The 17,095-nt window shown below is 68.3% G+C and carries 12 protein-coding genes; 4 read left to right on the top strand and 8 right to left on the bottom strand.

Annotated elements, in window-relative coordinates; genetic code table 11:
- Window positions 1–39: 39 nt before the first annotated feature.
- Entirely contained in the window at window positions 40–1,239 is a 1,200-nt protein-coding gene (locus OPU67_RS14350; protein ID WP_267620826.1) for a class I SAM-dependent methyltransferase, read from the bottom strand.
- A 629-nt stretch (window positions 1,240–1,868) separates the two neighbouring features.
- Here OPU67_RS14350 and OPU67_RS14355 point away from each other — a divergent pair.
- Both OPU67_RS14355 and OPU67_RS14360 read left to right on the top strand, forming a co-directional pair.
- Window positions 1,869–2,246, top strand: a complete 378-nt coding sequence (locus OPU67_RS14355) for a hypothetical protein (protein ID WP_267620828.1) — start codon at window positions 1,869–1,871, stop codon at window positions 2,244–2,246.
- Between the two features lie 130 nt (window positions 2,247–2,376).
- A complete protein-coding gene (locus OPU67_RS14360; protein ID WP_267620872.1) occupies window positions 2,377–3,297 on the top strand; it encodes a YeeE/YedE thiosulfate transporter family protein in 921 nt (306 codons plus the stop codon).
- Here OPU67_RS14360 and OPU67_RS14365 read toward each other — a convergent pair.
- The 3 genes from OPU67_RS14365 to OPU67_RS14375 form a co-directional block, all read right to left on the bottom strand.
- A complete protein-coding gene (locus tag OPU67_RS14365; RefSeq protein WP_267620830.1) occupies window positions 3,294–4,049 on the bottom strand; it encodes a sulfite exporter TauE/SafE family protein in 756 nt (251 codons plus the stop codon). The two genes, OPU67_RS14360 and OPU67_RS14365, sit on opposite strands and share 4 nt — an antisense overlap.
- Before the next feature lie 24 nt (window positions 4,050–4,073).
- The gene (gene secA, locus OPU67_RS14370; RefSeq protein WP_267620832.1) at window positions 4,074–6,839 is read right to left on the bottom strand and encodes a preprotein translocase subunit SecA; all 2,766 of its coding nucleotides are present in this window, start codon (window positions 6,837–6,839) and stop codon (window positions 4,074–4,076) included.
- 130 nt (window positions 6,840–6,969) lie between these two features.
- Complete coding sequence (locus OPU67_RS14375; protein WP_267620834.1) at window positions 6,970–7,245, bottom strand: hypothetical protein; 276 nt, start codon at window positions 7,243–7,245, stop codon at window positions 6,970–6,972.
- 88 nt (window positions 7,246–7,333) lie between these two features.
- Here OPU67_RS14375 and argJ point away from each other — a divergent pair, with 88 nt between their 5' ends.
- Both argJ and OPU67_RS14385 read left to right on the top strand, forming a co-directional pair.
- Window positions 7,334–8,560, top strand: a complete 1,227-nt coding sequence (argJ, locus tag OPU67_RS14380; protein ID WP_267620836.1) for a bifunctional glutamate N-acetyltransferase/amino-acid acetyltransferase ArgJ — start codon at window positions 7,334–7,336, stop codon at window positions 8,558–8,560.
- Window positions 8,557–9,351, top strand: coding sequence for an inositol monophosphatase family protein (locus OPU67_RS14385; protein ID WP_267620838.1), 795 nt, complete (start codon window positions 8,557–8,559; stop codon window positions 9,349–9,351). Before argJ ends, OPU67_RS14385 begins: the two co-directional genes overlap by 4 nt.
- Window positions 9,352–9,355: 4 nt before the next feature.
- Here the strand turns inward: OPU67_RS14385 and trxA are convergent, their stop codons facing one another.
- The 4 genes from trxA to OPU67_RS14405 form a co-directional block, all read right to left on the bottom strand.
- Window positions 9,356–9,676, bottom strand: coding sequence for a thioredoxin (gene trxA, locus OPU67_RS14390; RefSeq protein ID WP_267620840.1), 321 nt, complete (start codon window positions 9,674–9,676; stop codon window positions 9,356–9,358).
- Between the two features lie 71 nt (window positions 9,677–9,747).
- Window positions 9,748–13,266: a double-strand break repair helicase AddA gene (addA, locus tag OPU67_RS14395; RefSeq protein ID WP_267620842.1), complete on the bottom strand. Its 3,519-nt coding sequence runs from the start codon at window positions 13,264–13,266 to the stop codon at window positions 9,748–9,750.
- Window positions 13,263–16,304 carry a double-strand break repair protein AddB gene (gene addB, locus OPU67_RS14400; protein ID WP_267620844.1) on the bottom strand — a complete coding sequence of 1,014 codons (3,042 nt, stop codon included), beginning with the start codon at window positions 16,302–16,304 and terminating at the stop codon, window positions 13,263–13,265. The genes addA and addB overlap by 4 nt, the downstream gene beginning before the upstream one ends.
- A complete protein-coding gene (locus tag OPU67_RS14405) occupies window positions 16,297–17,013 on the bottom strand; it encodes a nucleotidyltransferase family protein (RefSeq protein WP_267620846.1) in 717 nt (238 codons plus the stop codon). The genes addB and OPU67_RS14405 overlap by 8 nt, the downstream gene beginning before the upstream one ends.
- Window positions 17,014–17,095: the final 82 nt, after the last annotated feature.

Below are 17,095 nucleotides of genomic sequence, written 5' to 3' on the forward strand. Positions count from 1 at the left end.
GAGGGGCCAGAGGCATTCCTCGACGACCGATAGACAGTCTCACCGCTTCACGCCGCGGCCCTCACCGGATGGATACAGCGAAACAGTCTGTTTGATCACACCATCAGACGGCACATTCAATCTCTCAGGCTCTATCAAGAACCATCGCGCCTTGTTCGTAACGATGTCCCATGAAAGACTGTCAGCGGGTATATCTATATTGGAGAAGCGAATCGTTAGTTCATAGGATCCAGAAGGAAGATGTGCGTATGGCCCAAAGGAGACCACACCACGATCTTCTGGCGAGACCGCGAGGCTATCGCCTTTGATGACCCCACATTGATGAAAGAGCGTCCCATCAGCGTGACGATATCTGAGGACTTTACGAACCCGCTCAAAGTCAGCCTTACGCCGCGCAAGCAGAACAGAAGACAAGGGGCTATCAGCTCCCTTGTGTCGTGTACAGATGAAACCGTTCCGCCGAAGGGCCTCAGAGAAATATTTGAGGTTGAAGCCCAGCTCAAGCCATCCGTTCTTTCGGATCGCCCAAACTGATTGACCATCCATGCGCAGACCCCATGGGAGAGGGAAGGTCTCGTTAATTGGCTCAGCCGCGAAACAGACTAGCCCATCCGGCCTGAGGACCCTATCGAACGCGGAGATAAGCTTGATATGGTCTTGGGCATGATGGAAGCATTCGAAGAACAGAACAGCATCAAATTGGTCATCCAATGCATCAATTAGAGAGAAGTCTCCCACTCTCGCATCGATATTCAATCCCTCCATCTCTGCTCTTCTTCGAATTAGATCAACGAAGTTCTTTTCAATGTCTACTGCGGTTACTTGATATCCCATCTTGGCGAGCGCGAGCGTAGTGTTGCCCCAGCCCGGCCCGAATTCGAGAATGCGAGCACCCGGCGGCAAAGCCATGACCTTGATGATATAGCCGATAGCCATGAGCTGCTCGCCAACAAGATCGCTCGACTGGTGGTGGTAGGGGAAAGGGCTGATCGCCATTTCGGCAACATCGAAACCGCTTACCTCGTTAGCCGGGGTATAGGGCTTCCCAGCAAGCCTTTCGTAGAGAGCGAATTGCGTGGCCCGATAATGGTCGGAAAACGGATCGGACGGCAGGTTCAAGTCATACTTCTCTTCGAAAGTATCGAATAGAGCTCGAAGCTCTCGATCATCCTGTGCACTCTCGAGGATCTCGAGAAAACGATCAATTTCGGCAACCAATATGTCCGAAGAACTGGTCATCAACTGCACCTTGTAAGTTTCAAGCCAGGTGTCACAAAAACACATGACACCGCCTAGCCAATGCTTCTCGCCAGAGCACGCTGCGTATCGACCAGCCGCTCTCCGGCGCACGGGTGACCCAGCCATGACGCTCCCATCGTGGCACCTGCAAGCCTCTGAATCGTCGACAGAGAGACTGTCAAGTACGACGTCTTGCCAGAATCGATCAAGCGCCGGGCCCCGGTCCCGCGCACCGCAGCTTGCGCCCGCATTTCTCGCAGCGCAAGCGGGCTGCCACTGCCTCCAGCCGGCAACCCTCCAGCAGCGCGCCGGTTGGGACGCGATTCAGGAAAGAGCCCGCCCCGTCCTCAAACGTCGCTTCGATCGGCTGCCCATCCTTGCCGATACGCCGCTTCGCATATCTCGGAACGAATGCCGCCGGACGGCCCGATGGTCTTCGATGACCGCGCGGCCATGACCGCGCAATCCTCGCGCATTCGACTATGCTGCACAGGCGCTTGCGCGCTGAATCTGCCCGAGAGCGTCTTCTCGTTGCGACGCCTTTATCTTATCGCGTGGACATGACATCCGGTCCTGATGTAGCCTCTGTGCCAGAGCGGCCTGCAAGGCCGAATACGGCGAGAGGATGCATGACCACATCCGAAACCTGGGAAGTCGATCGCCTGGCCGCGGCCGAATTGCTGGCCCGGCTCAAGGAGGCGCCCGAAGGGGAATGGGGCACCATCGCCGCCGAAGCGATCGCGAGTATGCGCCTGCACAACTATGACTGGGCCGCGCAGCGCGTGCGGCAATCGATGCTGGCAACCCTGGAACGGGAAGCGGACCGGACGTTCCGGGATCGGGACGCGTCGTGGTCGGATGGCTTCGTGCACGCGGAGAAGTGCCTGCTCGCCACCTCGACATCGGACTTGTTGGGGGTCTCTTCCCGCCCTGCGCGCAGCAAGGGGCAGGTCCTGAGAGCCCTCCTTCGCTCCGCGAGGCGACAGAAGTCGGTCCCCACGACCTGATCGCACGCGGCAAGGCTCCTCGCCCGTCCTCGCAGCGCGAGGCCCGTGCACCTCGCCTTCGGCAGGATTGTCTTGCCCCGGCAACTCGTCCATCGTGAAGACCGTGCCATCTCTTGTCACGGCCTTGCTCATGTTCCTCATCGGCTATGCCAGCCAGCGCGCAGGGGTGTGCATGGTGCGTGCGGTGCGCGAGGTGATGGAGCGCAAGCGCCTGCACCGCCTGGCAGGCTTCACCCTCGCGGCGGGCTCGGCCATGCTGGTGATGGGTCTCGCTGAATGGCTCGGCGCGCGGCCGTTCGAGACGATCCTCGGCACGCCTGCCGATGGCGTTGCGGTTGCGGGCGGCGTGATCTTCGGCTTCGGCTCGCTCGTCGCGGGACACTGTGCGATGGGCACGCTCGCGGCGCTGACCGCCGGGGATGTGCCGCGGATCGCCTCGATCGCGGCGATGTTCCTGGCGGCGCTCGTGCTGGGTCCGGAAATGTCGCAGGCGGTGCTGCATCTGCCGGTGCGCGGGCCCCTCGCCTCCCCGCTCACCGCGCATCCCGGCTGGGCGCTGGCACTGGGCGGCATCCTCGTGGGAACCGCAGGCACATACATCCACCGGCGGATCGGCTGGAAGCCGCCGCGCGGGGGCTGGTCGCCGCTGATCGCGATGAGTGTGGTCGGCGCGGCCTCCGGCCTCCTCTTCGCGCTCGACCGGAACTGGGTCTACACCAGCCGCATCGCGCAGATCGCGCAGAGCGGGATGACGACCGCTCCGGCGACGCTGCTGGGCCTGCTGGTGCTGGTCTTCGGGATGGTGAGCGCGGCGCTGACCGGTGGCGCATTCCGGCTGGCCATCGGCCGCCCCCGCGCCTGGGCCCGGGCGTTCGCCGGCGGATTGCTCATGGGCGTGGGCGCGACGCTGGTGCCGGGCGGCAATGACGCGATGCTGTTCACCGGGGTGCCGTTGCTGCTCCCCAACCTGCTGATCGCCTACGCGGCCTTTACCGCAACCCTGTTCGCCGCGCTCATGCTGCGCAGCCGGGCGGTGTCGACAGGCGCCTAGAGCCCGACGAGCAGCCGCACCCCGACCACCGCGACGAGCAGCGCCGTCAGCCAGCGGATCCACCGCGGCGGCAGGAGCCGCGCGGCGAGGAGGCTCCCGATCTGGCCGCCGATCACCACGGCAACGAGCAGCGGCAGGGCCGATCCCAGCGCCTGCCCGAACAGGTCGGGCCCGTTCTTGAGCATCTGCCCGGCAAGGCCGAACAGCGAATTGACGAGGATGAAGAGGCTGGCGGTCGCGGCGATCCCGCGCGCCTCGTGCCAGCGCGCCAGGTGCAGGAGCGGGGCGAGAAAGATGCCTCCGCCGATCCCCACCAACCCGGCGAAGTAGCCCAAGGGTGCCGCGGCGAGCGGCATCAGCCGGGCCGCGCGCGAGGGCGCCCCGTCCGCATTCTCGCGCACCGGGATCAGCATGGTGAGCGCGGTCAGCACGAGGCTCGCCCCCAGGAGGGTGAGGAAGGTCGCCTCCTTGATCGGCGTCAGCCCGCCCGCAAAGCTCGCCGGTGCGCCTAGGGCGACAATCACCAGCGCCTTTTTCCAGGGGGTGAGCCCGGCACGCGCGAAGCGGATGCTCGATCCGCTCACCACCACGATGTTGCAAGCGAGGCTGATCAGCGGCAGCAGGCGGTAATCGAGCCCCGACAGCGCGAGCAGCGCCGAATAGGTCGACCCGCCCCCGAAGCCGACGCTGGCATAAAGCAGCGCGGTGACGAGGAAGGCGAGCGCCAGCAGCGCCGGGACCGCCCCGATCATCATCGCGTCAACCCCGCCGAGCGACTAGACCAGCGCGCGCGCCGAGAGCGCCCCGTGGCAGTGCTTGTATTTCTTGCCGCTGCCGCACGGGCACAGCGCGTTGCGGCTGAGACCGAGATGGGCATAGGGATCGGTGCCCGCTTCGGCACCGCCAGGGCCGACCTCCGCCATCGGCGCGCCGGCGAGCGAGCCGAACAGTTCGGGCCGCGTCTCCGACCCGTCGCCGTCACCCGAATTCTCGAGCCCGGTGAGCGGGTCGATATGGCCGGTGAGGAAATCGGGGAGCTCGGGCAGCTGCTGCACCGGCGGCTGTTCGAAGCGCAGTTCGGCGCGGAACAGGATCTTGGTGACCTCCTCGCGCAGCGTGTCGAGCATCGTCTCGAACAGGCCGAAAGCCTCGCGCTTGTATTCGTTGATTGGCTGCTTCTGCGCTATGCCGCGCATCCAGATCACCTGCCGCAGCGCATCGAGGGTGGAAAGGTGCTCCTTCCAGTGATGGTCGAGCTGGCGCAGCAGCACGTCCTTCTCGACGATCCGCCAGATGTTGGTGTCAGAGGAGGACATCTTCTCCTCCATCATCCCGTCGGTGAGCGCACGCAGCTTCTCCTCGAGGATCTCGGGCTCGACCTGATCCTCGGCGAGCCAGGCGTCGAGCGGCGGCTGGAGGCCGAACACCTCCTCGATGCGCGCCTTGAGACCTTCGATGTCCCACTGTTCGGGGTAGGAGCCCGGCGGGCACGCGGCGCCGACCATCGCGTTGATCGTGTCGTGGCGCATATCGAGCACCACGTCGTCGACCGTCTCGCTGTCCATGATCTCGGAGCGCTGCTCGTAGACCACCTTGCGCTGGTCGTTCATCACGTCGTCGTATTCGACGACCTGCTTGCGCATATCGTAGTTGCGCGCCTCGACCTTCTTCTGCGCGGTCTCGATGGCCTTGGACAGCCACTTGGACCCGATCGCCTCGCCATCGGCGAGGTTCGAATTCATCATCTTGGCGAACAGCGTGTCGGGGCCGAAGATGCGCAGCAGGTCATCCTCGAGGCACAGGTAGAAGCGCGACAGACCCGGGTCGCCCTGCCGGCCGGAACGGCCGCGCAGCTGGTTGTCGATGCGGCGGCTTTCGTGGCGCTCGGTGCCGAGCACGAACAGGCCCCCGGCGGCCTTCACCCGCTCCTTCTCCTCGGCGACTTCGGCGCGGATGCGGGCAATGGCGGCATCGCGCTCCGGCCCCTCCGGCATGTCGGCGAGCTCGTCATTGATCCGGAACTCGACATTGCCGCCAAGCTGGATGTCGGTCCCGCGACCGGCCATGTTGGTGGCGATGGTCACCGCGCCATAACGGCCCGCCTGCGCGACGATATGCGCTTCCTGTTCGTGGAAGCGGGCGTTGAGGACGGCGTGCTTCACGCCCTCCTTGTCGAGATACTGGCTGAGCAATTCGGACTTCTCGATCGACACCGTGCCCACCAGCACCGGCTGGCCGATCTCCTGCTTTTCCTTGATCGCCTTGGCGATGGCGCCGAACTTGTCGGCGGTGTTCTTGTAGAACTCGTCTTCCTCATCGATGCGGGCGACCGGAAGGTTGGTCGGGATCTCGACCACGCCCACCTTGTAGATGTCCCAGAATTCGGCCGCCTCGGTCGCGGCGGTACCGGTCATGCCGGAGAGCTTGGGATACATGCGGAAATAGTTCTGGAAGGTGATCGAGGCGAGCGTCTGGTTCTCGGGCTCGATCCGCACGCCCTCCTTGGCCTCGACCGCCTGGTGGAGGCCGTTCGACCAGCGGCGCCCGTCCATCATGCGGCCGGTGAACTCGTCGATGATGATGACCTTGTCGTCCTTGACGATGTAGTCGGTGTCGCGCTTGCGGGCGAAGACCGCGACCAGCGCCTGATCGAGGTGGTGGACGACCTGGGTGTTCTCGACGTCGTAGAGGTTGGGGGTGGCGAGCAGGCCCTTCTCGAGCAGCATCTGCTCGACCTGCTCGAGGCCCTCCTCGGTGAGCTGCACGCGCTTCACTTTCTCGTCGATGTCGAGCCACTCGGCCGGGATCTCCTTCGCCACCGCATCGAGCGCGACGTAGAGATCCGACTTGTCCTCGGTCGGCCCCGAGATGATCAGCGGGGTGCGCGCCTCGTCGATGAGGATCGAGTCCACCTCGTCGACGATCGCGAAGTTGAAGGGCCGCTGCGCCATCTGGCTGCGTTCGTGCTTCATGTTGTCGCGCAGATAGTCGAAGCCGAATTCGTTGTTGGTGCCGTAGGTGATATCGGCGTTGTAGGCGTCGCGCTTGTATTCCTCGGGCATCCCGGGGACGATCACGCCCACGCTGAGGCCGAGCCAGTTGTATAGCCGGCCCATCTCGGCCGCGTCGCGCCGGGCGAGGTAGTCGTTGACGGTGACGACGTGGACGCCCTTGCCCTCGAGCGCGTTGAGATAGACGGCGAGCGTCGCCATCAGGGTCTTGCCCTCGCCGGTGCGCATTTCCGCGATCTCGCCGCGGTGGAGCACGAGGCCGCCGATCAGCTGGACATCGAAATGGCGCATCCCGAAGACGCGCACCGATGCCTCGCGCACCGTGGCGAAGGCTTCGGGCAGGATGTCGTCGAGCTTGGCACCGCCGTCGATCAGCCCGCGCAGCTTGGCGGTCTGGCCCTGGAGCTCCTCGTCGGAGAGCGCCTGGATCTGCGGTTCAAGGGCGTTGATCTGGGCAACGATCTTGCGCGCGGCCTTGATGTAGCGGTCGTTGGCCGAGCCGAACAGAGATTTGGCGATGGAATTGAGCATGGGTGTCGGAACCTTCGATGCAGGGGGCTGGCCTCCTCGGGAGGCGCCGCTTCAGCTTGTGGGGGCGGCGCGCACGGACAGCTTGAGCCGCGGCGCGCGAAAACACGGGGTGAGGAATGCCGCAGCGCGCCTATTCGAGGGCGCGCTCGACCCCCATCAGGACCGGCAGGCGCAGCGCCTGCGGGACGTGCGGGGCCGGCGGCGGCGGCTCGACCGCGCGGGTCGCGCTGATCGTCGCGGGCACCGCCTGGGCCACCCCATGCTCGCCTGCGCCGCTGTCGTCCCGCGCGCTTGCAGCGATGGCGGGACCGCAGGCCAACGCCTCGGCCAGCGACGCCTGTGCTGTGCCGCCGAAAGCGACAAGGCCGGTCAGCAGAGCCAAAAATGCGAGGAAACGCCGGGTCATGATCCCCGTAAATAGGAAATCCTGCAGGTTTCGTCCACCCGAATTGCCGATTTACCTGCGCACGAGCGCGTCCTAGAGGCTCGGCCCCATGCAGATCGACCCTTCGCCCCTCGCCCGGCCCTTCCCCGCCTTGCCGCCGATTGCCGGCGTCACCCTGCGCATCGCAAAGGCGCGCTACAAGACATGGGACCGCTGCGACCTGACATTTGCCGAGCTGGCCGAAGGCACCAGCGTCGCCGGCGTGTTCACGAAGAGCGCCTGCGCCTCATCGGAGGTGGAACTCGGCCGAGAGGCGGTGAAGCAGGGTCGCGCGCGGGCACTGATCGTTAACGCGGGCAACTCCAACGCCTTCACCGGCTGGCGCGGCCGGGCTGCGGTGGAAGCAATCAGGGCGCAGGTATCCGAGGCGCTCGCCTGCGCGTTCGACGAGGTGTTCGTCTCCTCCACCGGCGTCATCGGCGTGCCCCTCCCGGTCGACAAGGCGCAAGCGGGGATCGCCGCCGCGCTGACGGCGGAGCCCTGCGGCTGGGAGGATGCGGCGAACGCGATCGGCACCACCGACACTTATCCCAAAGGCGCGGGCGCATCCGCGATGATCGGTGGCACCCGCGTGGAGCTGGCGGGCATCATCAAGGGCTCGGGCATGATCGCGCCCGACATGGCGACGATGCTCGGCTATATCTTCACCGACGCCGACGTTGCGCCGGCCTTTCTCCAGGAGGCGCTCGAGCGCGCCAACGCTGTGACCTTCTCCTGCATCACCGTCGACGGGGACACCTCGACCAGCGACACCGTGATGGTCTTCGCCACCGGCAAGGCCGGCAACGCGCGGATCGAAAGCTGGGACAGCCCCGGCGCGGATGCCTTCGGCGCGGCGCTCGCCGATGTGTGCCGCGAGCTTGCGCAGCTGGTGGTGCGCGACGGTGAGGGCGCGCGCAAATTCGTCACCATCCGCGTGAGCGGCGCGGTGAGCGACGACAGCGCCCGCCGCATCGGCCTCGCCATCGCCAACTCGCCGCTGGTCAAGACCGCGATCGCGGGCGAGGACGCCAACTGGGGCCGCGTCGTCATGGCGGTGGGCAAGGCGGGCGAACCGGCCGACCGCGACAAGCTCTCGATCGCCTTCGGCGGCATCTGGACGGCGCGAGACGGGCTTCCGGTGGAGGGTTACGACGAGACGCCCGTCGCAGCCCACCTCAAAGGCGAGGAAATCGACATCGCGGTCGACCTCGGGCTCGGCGAAGGGCGCGCCACCGTGTGGACCTGCGACCTCACCCACGGCTACATCGCGATCAACGCGGACTACCGCTCGTGAGCGCACTCGACGACGAAATCCGCGACCTGCTGCGCTTCGCCGCGCAAAAATCGATGCTGCCGCGCTTCCGCAACCTTGCTGCGGGCGAAGTCGCAATGAAGGGCAAGGACGACCCCGTCACCATCGTCGACCGCGAGATCGAGGCCTTTCTCACCGAGGCGCTGACGAAGCTCGCCCCCGGCGTCGCGGTGGTGGGCGAGGAAGCGGTCGCCGCCGACAAGCGCGTGCTCGATCACCTTGCGGGCCCGTGCTGGATCGTCGACCCGCTCGACGGCACCGCCAACTTCGCCGAGGGCAAGGAGCCGTTCGGGATCATCGTCGCGCTCGCCGATGCCGGCGAGGCGGTGGCGGGGTGGATCTATGACCCCAACCAGGACCGCTTCTGCCACGCCCGGCGCGGCGAAGGCGCCTTCGTGAACGGCGAGCGCATCGCCGCGCGGACCACCGGGAGCCACCCGCCCGTTGCCGCGATCAGCCGCATCTTCCTCTCGGCAAAAGAATCCGCCGAGGTCGATGCGAAGCTCGCGCCGCACTATGCGCTTACCGACATTCCGCGCTGCGCCGCTGAGCAATACCCGCGTCTCGCACTGGGCGAGAACGACGTGTCGAGCTTCAAGCGCACCCTCGCCTGGGACCACGCCGCTGGCGTGCTGTGGCTCAACGAGGCAGGCGGCAAGGCGGCGCGCATCGACGGCAGCGCCTACCGTGTCGACCAGCACGACGCGCCGGAACTGGTCGGCGCGTCGAGCCCGGCGATCTGGGACGAATTCGTCGCCCGGGTGCTGGCGTGACGCCTCAGAGCTCGCTTTCGAGCCAGGCCTTCAGCGCGCCCTTGGGCGCCGCGCCGAGCTTCTGCGCGACCGGCTGACCGTTCTTGTAGAGCACCATCAGCGGGATCGACTGCACGCCCAGCTGCGAGGGCGTGTCGGTGTTCTCCATGATGTCCATCTTGGCGATCGTCACCTTGCCGGCGAGTTCCTCGCTGATCTCCTCGAGCGCGGGAGCGATCATCTTGCAGGGGCCGCACCAGTCGGCCCAGAAATCGACCAGCACGGGGGTGTCGCTCTCCAGCACATCGGCCGCGAAGCTCGCATCGGTCACGTTGACGGTCGCCATTGTGTATCTCCTTTTCGCCGGCGAGCATAGGGGCGCCGGTCACGCGAATGCAATGTAGTGCGGCCGCCTATTCACTCAATATGCGGGAGCGGCAAGGATTGCTGCGGAGCCTGCAAGGCGGGCTTGTGGGCATCGAGCAGCGGCTTCGGGAGGTCCAGCAGCAGGGGAGCGTGGGTGTAGAGCACCCCGGCGCGCACGGTGCGGCCGGGGTAGATCGCCTCGAGCGCGGCGACATAGGCCGCCATCTGCTTGAGGGTCGCGAGCGGGATCTCGTCGACGCACGCCGGCGGCCGGCGGGTGGTCTTGAAATCGAGGACCGTGACGGCATCCGGCGCGATCAGGAGCCGGTCGGCGGTGCCCGCCACCACGACGCCCTCCACCGTTGCGGCGAGCGGCACTTCGGCGAGCGCCTCGCCCGAGAAGATCGCCGCGAAGTCCGGGTGTTCGAGCACCCCGAGCGCCGCGGCGAGGATTTCCTCCCGCAGGCCCTCCTCGAGATCGCCAGCCTGCCGCGCAAGCCAGCGCCGCGCCGCCGCCCCGCGTTCGGTAGCCGGCACATCGGGCAGTCGCTCGAGCAGGGCATGGATCAGGCTTCCCCGGCGCGCGGCGTGGCGGGCGGCTTCAGGGGGAAGCGGCGGCTCGCCGCCCCTGTCCTCGCCCGCCGCCGAGGGCGCCAGCGGGCGCGGCGGGCGCGGCTCCTCACCGACGGGGGTCAGCGCCCAGGGGGGAAGCACGATCTCTTCCCGTGCCGATGGCGCATCGTCCCCCGGCACCAGCGGTTCGGCCCGTTCGCCCCACTCCTTGCGCCAGGTCCAGATCGGATCGGCAATTGCATCGCCCTCGAACAATGGGGCGAGGCGCGCATACCAGCTGTCCGGATGCGGCAGCCGCTCCTTCGCCTCGCGCTTGCCCAGCGAGCCTCCGACGAACAGCGCCTCCTCGGCGCGGGTCAGGGCCACGTAGAGCAGCCGCCAGTGCTCCTGCATCGCGGCGCGCTTCTTCGCCTCCTCGGCCTCCAGCACCCGGCCCTTCTTCTCGTCCTTGCCGAGCGGGGGCAGCGGCACCTCGCGCTTGCGTGCCATCACGTCGCCCAGCGGATTGTCCTCGAGCGTCAGGGCGCCCGGATCGCCCGGCGCGCCGGTCGCGTCGGCCAGAATCACGATCGGCGCCTGCAGGCCCTTGGAGCCATGCACCGTCATCACCCGCACCTGCCCGCTCGCGCTGTCGGAATCGCGCTTCAGGTCGCCGGTCCCGGCATCGAACCAGGCGATGAAGCCCGCCAGGCTCGGCCAGTGCTCGGCCTCGTAGGCGAAAGCGGCGTTGATGAGCTCGTCGAGCGGATCGTTGGCCTCGGCCCCCAACCGGGCGATCAGCTTCGCGCGGCCCTGCCACGGGCCGGTCAGCAGCCAGGCGATCAGCGCCTGCGGGGTCTGGTAATCGGCGCGGCGCAGCAGCTCGCGCAGCCGCCCGGCGGTGTCTTGGACGAGTGGCGGCGCATCGGGGCGGCGAAGGTGGTCCCACAGCCGCACCCGATCCGGCCGCGGCACGTGTTCGAGGATGTCCTGCTGCGTCCACCCGCCAAGCGGCGAGGCGAGCAGGTTGGCAAGCGCCAGGTCGTCCTGCGGCTGCGCGGCGAAGCGCAGCGCCGCCAGCACGTCCTTCACCGCCAGCGGCGCGCCCAGGCGCAGCCGGTCGACACCGGCCACCGGCACCCCGCGCGCGTGCAGCTTGGCGACGATTTGCGCGGCGAGCTCCTTCCTCTGGCGCACCAGCACCATGATGTCCCCCGCAGCGGCGTGCCGGCAGGTGCCCTTGGCGAGCACGAATGGCTCCGCGCCGCTCACCCAGCGCCGCACCTGCTCGGCGATCCGCTCGGCAAGGAGGGTGTCGTGGCGCGGCAGCCAGTCCTGCTCGCCGTCCCCTGCCTCGTCGGCTTCTTCGTCCCCCGCCTCTTCCTCTTCGGGCACCACCGGCGGCCACAGCGTGACGAGCCCGGGCCGCTTGTCGCCTTCGTGCGGGGCCGGCGCGCGGTCGAGCCCGAAGGCGCTAAAGCCGAGCAGTTCGATCATCCGGTTGACGAAATCGAGCACCACGTTCGCGGTCCGGAAGGACTGGCCGAGGTCGAGATCCTGCCAGCCCGGCGCGCGCAGGTTGGTGCGGCTGGCGGCAATTCCCTGCCGCGCGGCGGCGATGCGCGCCTCGACCCGGGCCTTGGCGCGCGCGAAGTTCTCCGGACTCGTGCCCTGGAAGCCGAAGATCGCCTGCTTGTAGTCCCCCACGGTGAAGATCGTGCGCAAGCGGTCGCCGCGCGCGCCCTCACCCGCGAAGAAATCGTCGATCAGCGCCTCGACGATGTCCCACTGGCTCTGGTTGGTGTCCTGCGCCTCGTCGATCAGGATATGGTCGAAATGCCGGTCGAGCTTGTAGCGGATCCAGTCGGCAGCTTCCGCATCGCCAAGCAAGGCCGCGGCCTTGCGGATCAGGTCGCCAAAATCGAGCAGGCCTTCCTGCGCTTTCTTCGCCTCCCACTTCACCGCGAAGGCGCGGCCGATCTCGAGCGCGGAGGTGACGATTTCGGCGCAGGCCAGCAAGGCGCGGCGCTCGTCGTAGGCCGCGAGCGCTTCGGCGATGTCTTCCTGATGGCGGACGAAGTCGGCATCGAATTTGGCCGCGCCGTCCATCTTGCGTGGGGTGCCGTCGGCCTTGAGGATGGTCTTGCGGAACTGGCCCACCGCAGCGATCCGGCCTGCAAGGTCCGAGGCGAGCCATTGGCGCACGAATGCCGCCGCCTCCTGCCCGGTCTTGGCCTTCCACCCGTCGAGCGCGGGAAGGAGCGACATCAGGGTATCGTCGGGGAAGAGATCGGGGTGCAGTATCTCGTTCGGCCACGTCTCGCCCGCATCGGCCGGCATCCCGAGCGTCTGGCGCACCCGCGCGGCCATCGGCGATTGCCAGCTCCCCGGCCCCTCCCACATCTCGTGCGCATCGGCGGCGCGCATCAGCCAGGCGTGGAGCGCGCCAGGGTCCTTGCGCGTGGTGAACAGCCGGATGCCGTCCAGCACGCGCGCATCGCCCGTCCGCTCGGCTTCCTCGAAGAGATCGGTGAGCACCTCGCGGGCGAGCATCTCGCGGCTGCGATCGTCCATCACCCGCGTGCCGGGCGCAAGGCCCGCCTCTTCCGGGAAGTTGCCGATCAGGAATTGCGCGAAGGCGTGGATCGTGTCGATCCTGAGCCCGCCGCCCGGACAATCGAGGACGCTGGCGAACAGCGTGCGGGCGCGCTCGCGGGTGGCGGGATCTTGGGGTGCACCAAGGTGGCCGAGTTCCTCGAACAGCCTGGTGTCGGGCAATCGCACCCAGCGCGCGAGCACCGCGTTGATGCGGTTCGCCATCTCGGCCGCGCCCGCCTTGGTGAAGGTGAGGCACAGGATCTGCGAGGGGCTCACGTCCTCGCGCAGCAGCAGCCTCAGCACGCGCGCGGAGAGCACCTGCGTCTTGCCCGTCCCCGCCGAGGCGGACAGCCAGACATTGTCTTCCGGATTGGCGGCCAGAAGCTGGTTGCCGGCCAGCGGGAAGACGCGGCCGCTCATGCGCGCGGCTCCTTCTCCGACAGGCGCACCAGCCATTCCTCGAGCCGCATCAGCTGGTCGTAATCGGTATAGCCCTTGTAGTCGGGGTTGGCGCGGGCGAGGAAGGGTTCGCGGCCCTGGATATAGTCTTCGATCGCCTCGGCGAGCTTCGCCTCGTGATGCGGCAGGAATTGCTCCGGGGTCAGGCCCTGCTGGCGAGAGCCGAGCTTCATCGGGATCTCCCGTTTGCCGAAGCCGTCGTCGTCGCGCTTGAAGGACCAGTATTCGAAGGCACCAGCTTCGCCGGTGACCACCGCGGCGGTTTTCCGGTCGGTGAAGGCCCCCCGCGCGGCGATCAGGCCAAGGAGGCCGAGCTGGAGCGCGTAGCCCGCCTCCACCTCGGCCTTGGACGGCACGCGGCCCGTCTTGTAGTCGACGATAGCGAGAGTTCCATCGGCGAGCCGGTCGATCCGGTCCGCCCGCCCCGACACCTCGACGCCAAGGTAGGTCATCGTGCCGTCGATCTCGCTGGCGAGGATCTTGCGCCCCTCGGCCGCGTCCGCAGCGATCCATTCCTCGAAACGCTCGAGCGCGGCAATGAGGCGCGGCTGCCACAGCGCGCGGAACAGCGGGTGGACACGCTCGCGCTCGAAATGCGCGGCGGCGAAGGGGGCGATGGCAAGCTGCGGGTCCGCCGCCCGCGCCCGGTGCCAGCTGTCGAGGATGTCATGGACCAGCGTGCCGCGCAGGGCGGGATCGCTGAAGGGATCATTCGCCAGCGGGTCGAGCTTGCGCAGGCCCAGGATCGCCTGCGCGTAGAACTGGTAGGGATCGCCCAGCAACCGATCGAGCGCGGTGACCTTGATCGGCACCTTGCGCAGGCGCGGCGAGGGATCGGGCGCGGGGCGCGGATACGGCGGTGCTGGCGGGCGCTGGCGGTCGAGGTGTGGGAGCAGGTGCGGGATCGCCCGTTCGCGGTGCTCGCGGTCGAGATCATCGCCGAGCAGCGCCTCGACGCGCAGCAGGAAGCGCGAGGGCAGCGTCGGCCCTGCCGCGTCGCGCAAGGAGCGGCTGAGCAGCACCGAGGGCGCGCCCATCGCGCCCGCCAGATCGTGGGCGGCAAGGCCGATCCGGAACTCGGCGCCGGGAATGCCGAGCGCGCGCAGGATCGCGGGCGCGAGCAGGGCGTCGGCGGCGGGGGGCTGCGGCCAGCTCCCCTCGTTCAATCCCCCGCAGATGACGAGATCGGCCCTGGCCATGCGCGCCTCGAGCAAGCCGTAGATGGCCACGCGCGGGTGCCCGCCATAGCCGGGGCGCACGGCGACGGCCTCCATCGCATCGCGCAGCGCGCCGGCACAGTCGGCGGTCTCGATCATCGTGCCCAGCGCCTCGGCGGTCCCGCGCAGCTCCTCGACCATCTGGCCGAGCGCGCGCCCGTCTTCACGCTCCCATGCGGCGGCGCGGGCGAAGGCCTCGGCAGTCTCGGAAAGCCGCGCCAGCGCGCCGGCCAGCGCAATCTCGCGCGGCCAATCGGCAAGCGGCACGACGAGCGCTTCGGCCTCTTCCCACCAGCGGGCGACCCCGGCCTTCGCGGCGACCTTGCGCAAGGGCTCCATGCCGGGGGCGAGCGCCGGGCCGCGCAGCGCCCGGTCGAAGGCCCTCACCCCGCGCAGCCAGTCTGCCCGCACCCCCTCGTCCCACCCGCGCACCAGCGGATGGGCGAAGGCCGCGACAAGGCGCGCGGGATCGGGACCGCTCGCCGCGATCTCGGCGAGCAGTCCGAACAGACGCCCGGCCGGCGTGAGCGCCAGCGGCCGCCCGGCGGAATCGTCGGCGGCGATGTTCCAGCGCTCCAGATGCTGCGCGACGCGCCGCGCAAGGCCGCGATCGGCGGTGACGACGGCGATGCGCTGCTCCGGCTGCGCCAGCGCCTGGCGCACCACCATGGCGATGGCCTGGGCCTCTTCCTCGATGCTGGCGCTCGTCATCAGGCGCACCCCGTCGAGCCGCCGATCCTTCGCCTCGAGCGTGCTCCACGCGCGGCTCGCCTGCGGGGGCAGGAACAGCGAGGAAATCGCGCGGCTGCGCGCGGGCGCGGCGGCGGCGATCCCGCGGCGGTGCCAGGTGCGCACCTCGGCGCGGTTCACCCCCATCCGGTTGAGCAACAGCTTGAGGTGATATTGCGGATGGCTCAGGGCATCGTCCGCACCGAACACCGGACCGCCCGGCGCGGCCGGCGCGCCTGCGAGCCCCAACTCCTCCCAGGCGGCCGTGTCCATCGCCAGGTCGAGATCGGGCAGCACCACCGCGCCATCGGGCAGATCGGCGATCACCCGCAGCAGCCGCGCCAGCGCGGGCGCGGCGCTGGTCACCCCGGCGGCGACGATCGGGCGGGGCGGCGGAGTCTCCTTCCAGCGCCGTGCGGCGTGGGCGAACAGCAGGTTGCGACGCGACGCCGCATCGACCTCGCCGCGGCTCTCGAGCTCGGCCTGCCAGCGGACATGGACGCGCGCGAAGAGGCGGACGGAGCGCTTCCAGTGCTCGGCGAGCCCGGCGACCGAATCGAGCACCGCGTCGCTCTCCCACAGATCGGCGACCGCCTTGTCCTCCACCAGCAGCCGGTCGATGGTGCGCGCCATCTCGCGCGCCAGGTTGAGCCGCGCGCGCCCGGGCAGCGGAGCCATGCCCTCTGCCGCGCGCTCCTCGGCGATCAGGCGATCGAGCGCAAGCCAGCGCCGCACCGGATCGCACGCCGGTGGAATTTCGGCGGCGCCCAGCGGATCGAGCGCTGCGCCCAGCTTCTCGTCGAGGTCGAGGTCGCCGACCGCGACCATCCGCGGCATCAGCAACCCGCCCTCGCCAGTCTGACCGGCATGGCGGATGAAGGCTTCGGAAAGCGTCCGGGCAGCGCGGCTCGAGGGGACCAGCAGGGTCAGGCGCGCTAGGCCCAGGCCCTCCTCCCGGTAGCGCGGCACGAGCCCTGCCACGAGCGCGTCGGCAAAGCCACGGTGCGCGGCGATCGAATAGACGCGGGGGCCGATGCGGCTCGGCTCAGCCACCCGTCAGCGCCTCCTCGGTGGGGCGGATCGCCTGCGGCGTGCCGACCTCGAACCACAGGCCCGTGAAGACGAGGCCGTAGAGCCGCCCCTCCGCCATCGCCCGATCCCACAGGATGTTGGTCGAGAACGGCCCGTCCGGCGCGCCGCGCAGGAGGCGGTGGCTGACGAGCTGGATGCCGGTGAAGATGAAGGGCGCGATCCGTCCGTCGCGGCGGCGCGCGAGGCGGCCTTGCGGGTCCATGTGGAAATCGCCCGGCCCGCGAAAGTTCTCCGCGCGGGCGTGCGGCACCACCAGCAGCAGCGCGTCCATCGCCTCGGGGTCCCAGCGGCGCGACAGGTCATGGAAGGCGTTCCTCGGCCCGTCGAGCCAGATGTTGTCGGCATTGAGGGCGAAGAAGGGGTCAGGCAGCTGCGGCAGGGCCTTTGCCATCCCCCCGCCGGTTTCGAGCAGCAGCGCGCGCTCGTCGGAAACGGTGACCTTCGGCGCTTGGCGCGCGAGCACATGGGCTTCCAGCGCGTCGGCAAGGTAGTGGACGTTGACCACGGCCTTCGCGATCCCCGCCTCGGCGAGCCGGTCGAGCGCGTGGTCGATCAGCGCCTTGCCCGCCACGCGCACCAGCGGCTTGGGCTGGCTGGCGGTCAAGGGCCGCATCCGCTTGCCGAGCCCGGCCGCGAGGATCATCGCGGTGTCGGAAGCGAGCGTTGTCACGCCGCATTCCGTTCGGGTCGAGCGAAGTCGAGACACGCTTGCTCGGCGCTTGCGGTCAGTCTCTCGACTTCGCTCGAGACCA

This window comes from Erythrobacter sp. WG (genome assembly GCF_026586795.1).
Classification (GTDB): Bacteria; Pseudomonadota; Alphaproteobacteria; order Sphingomonadales; family Sphingomonadaceae; genus Erythrobacter.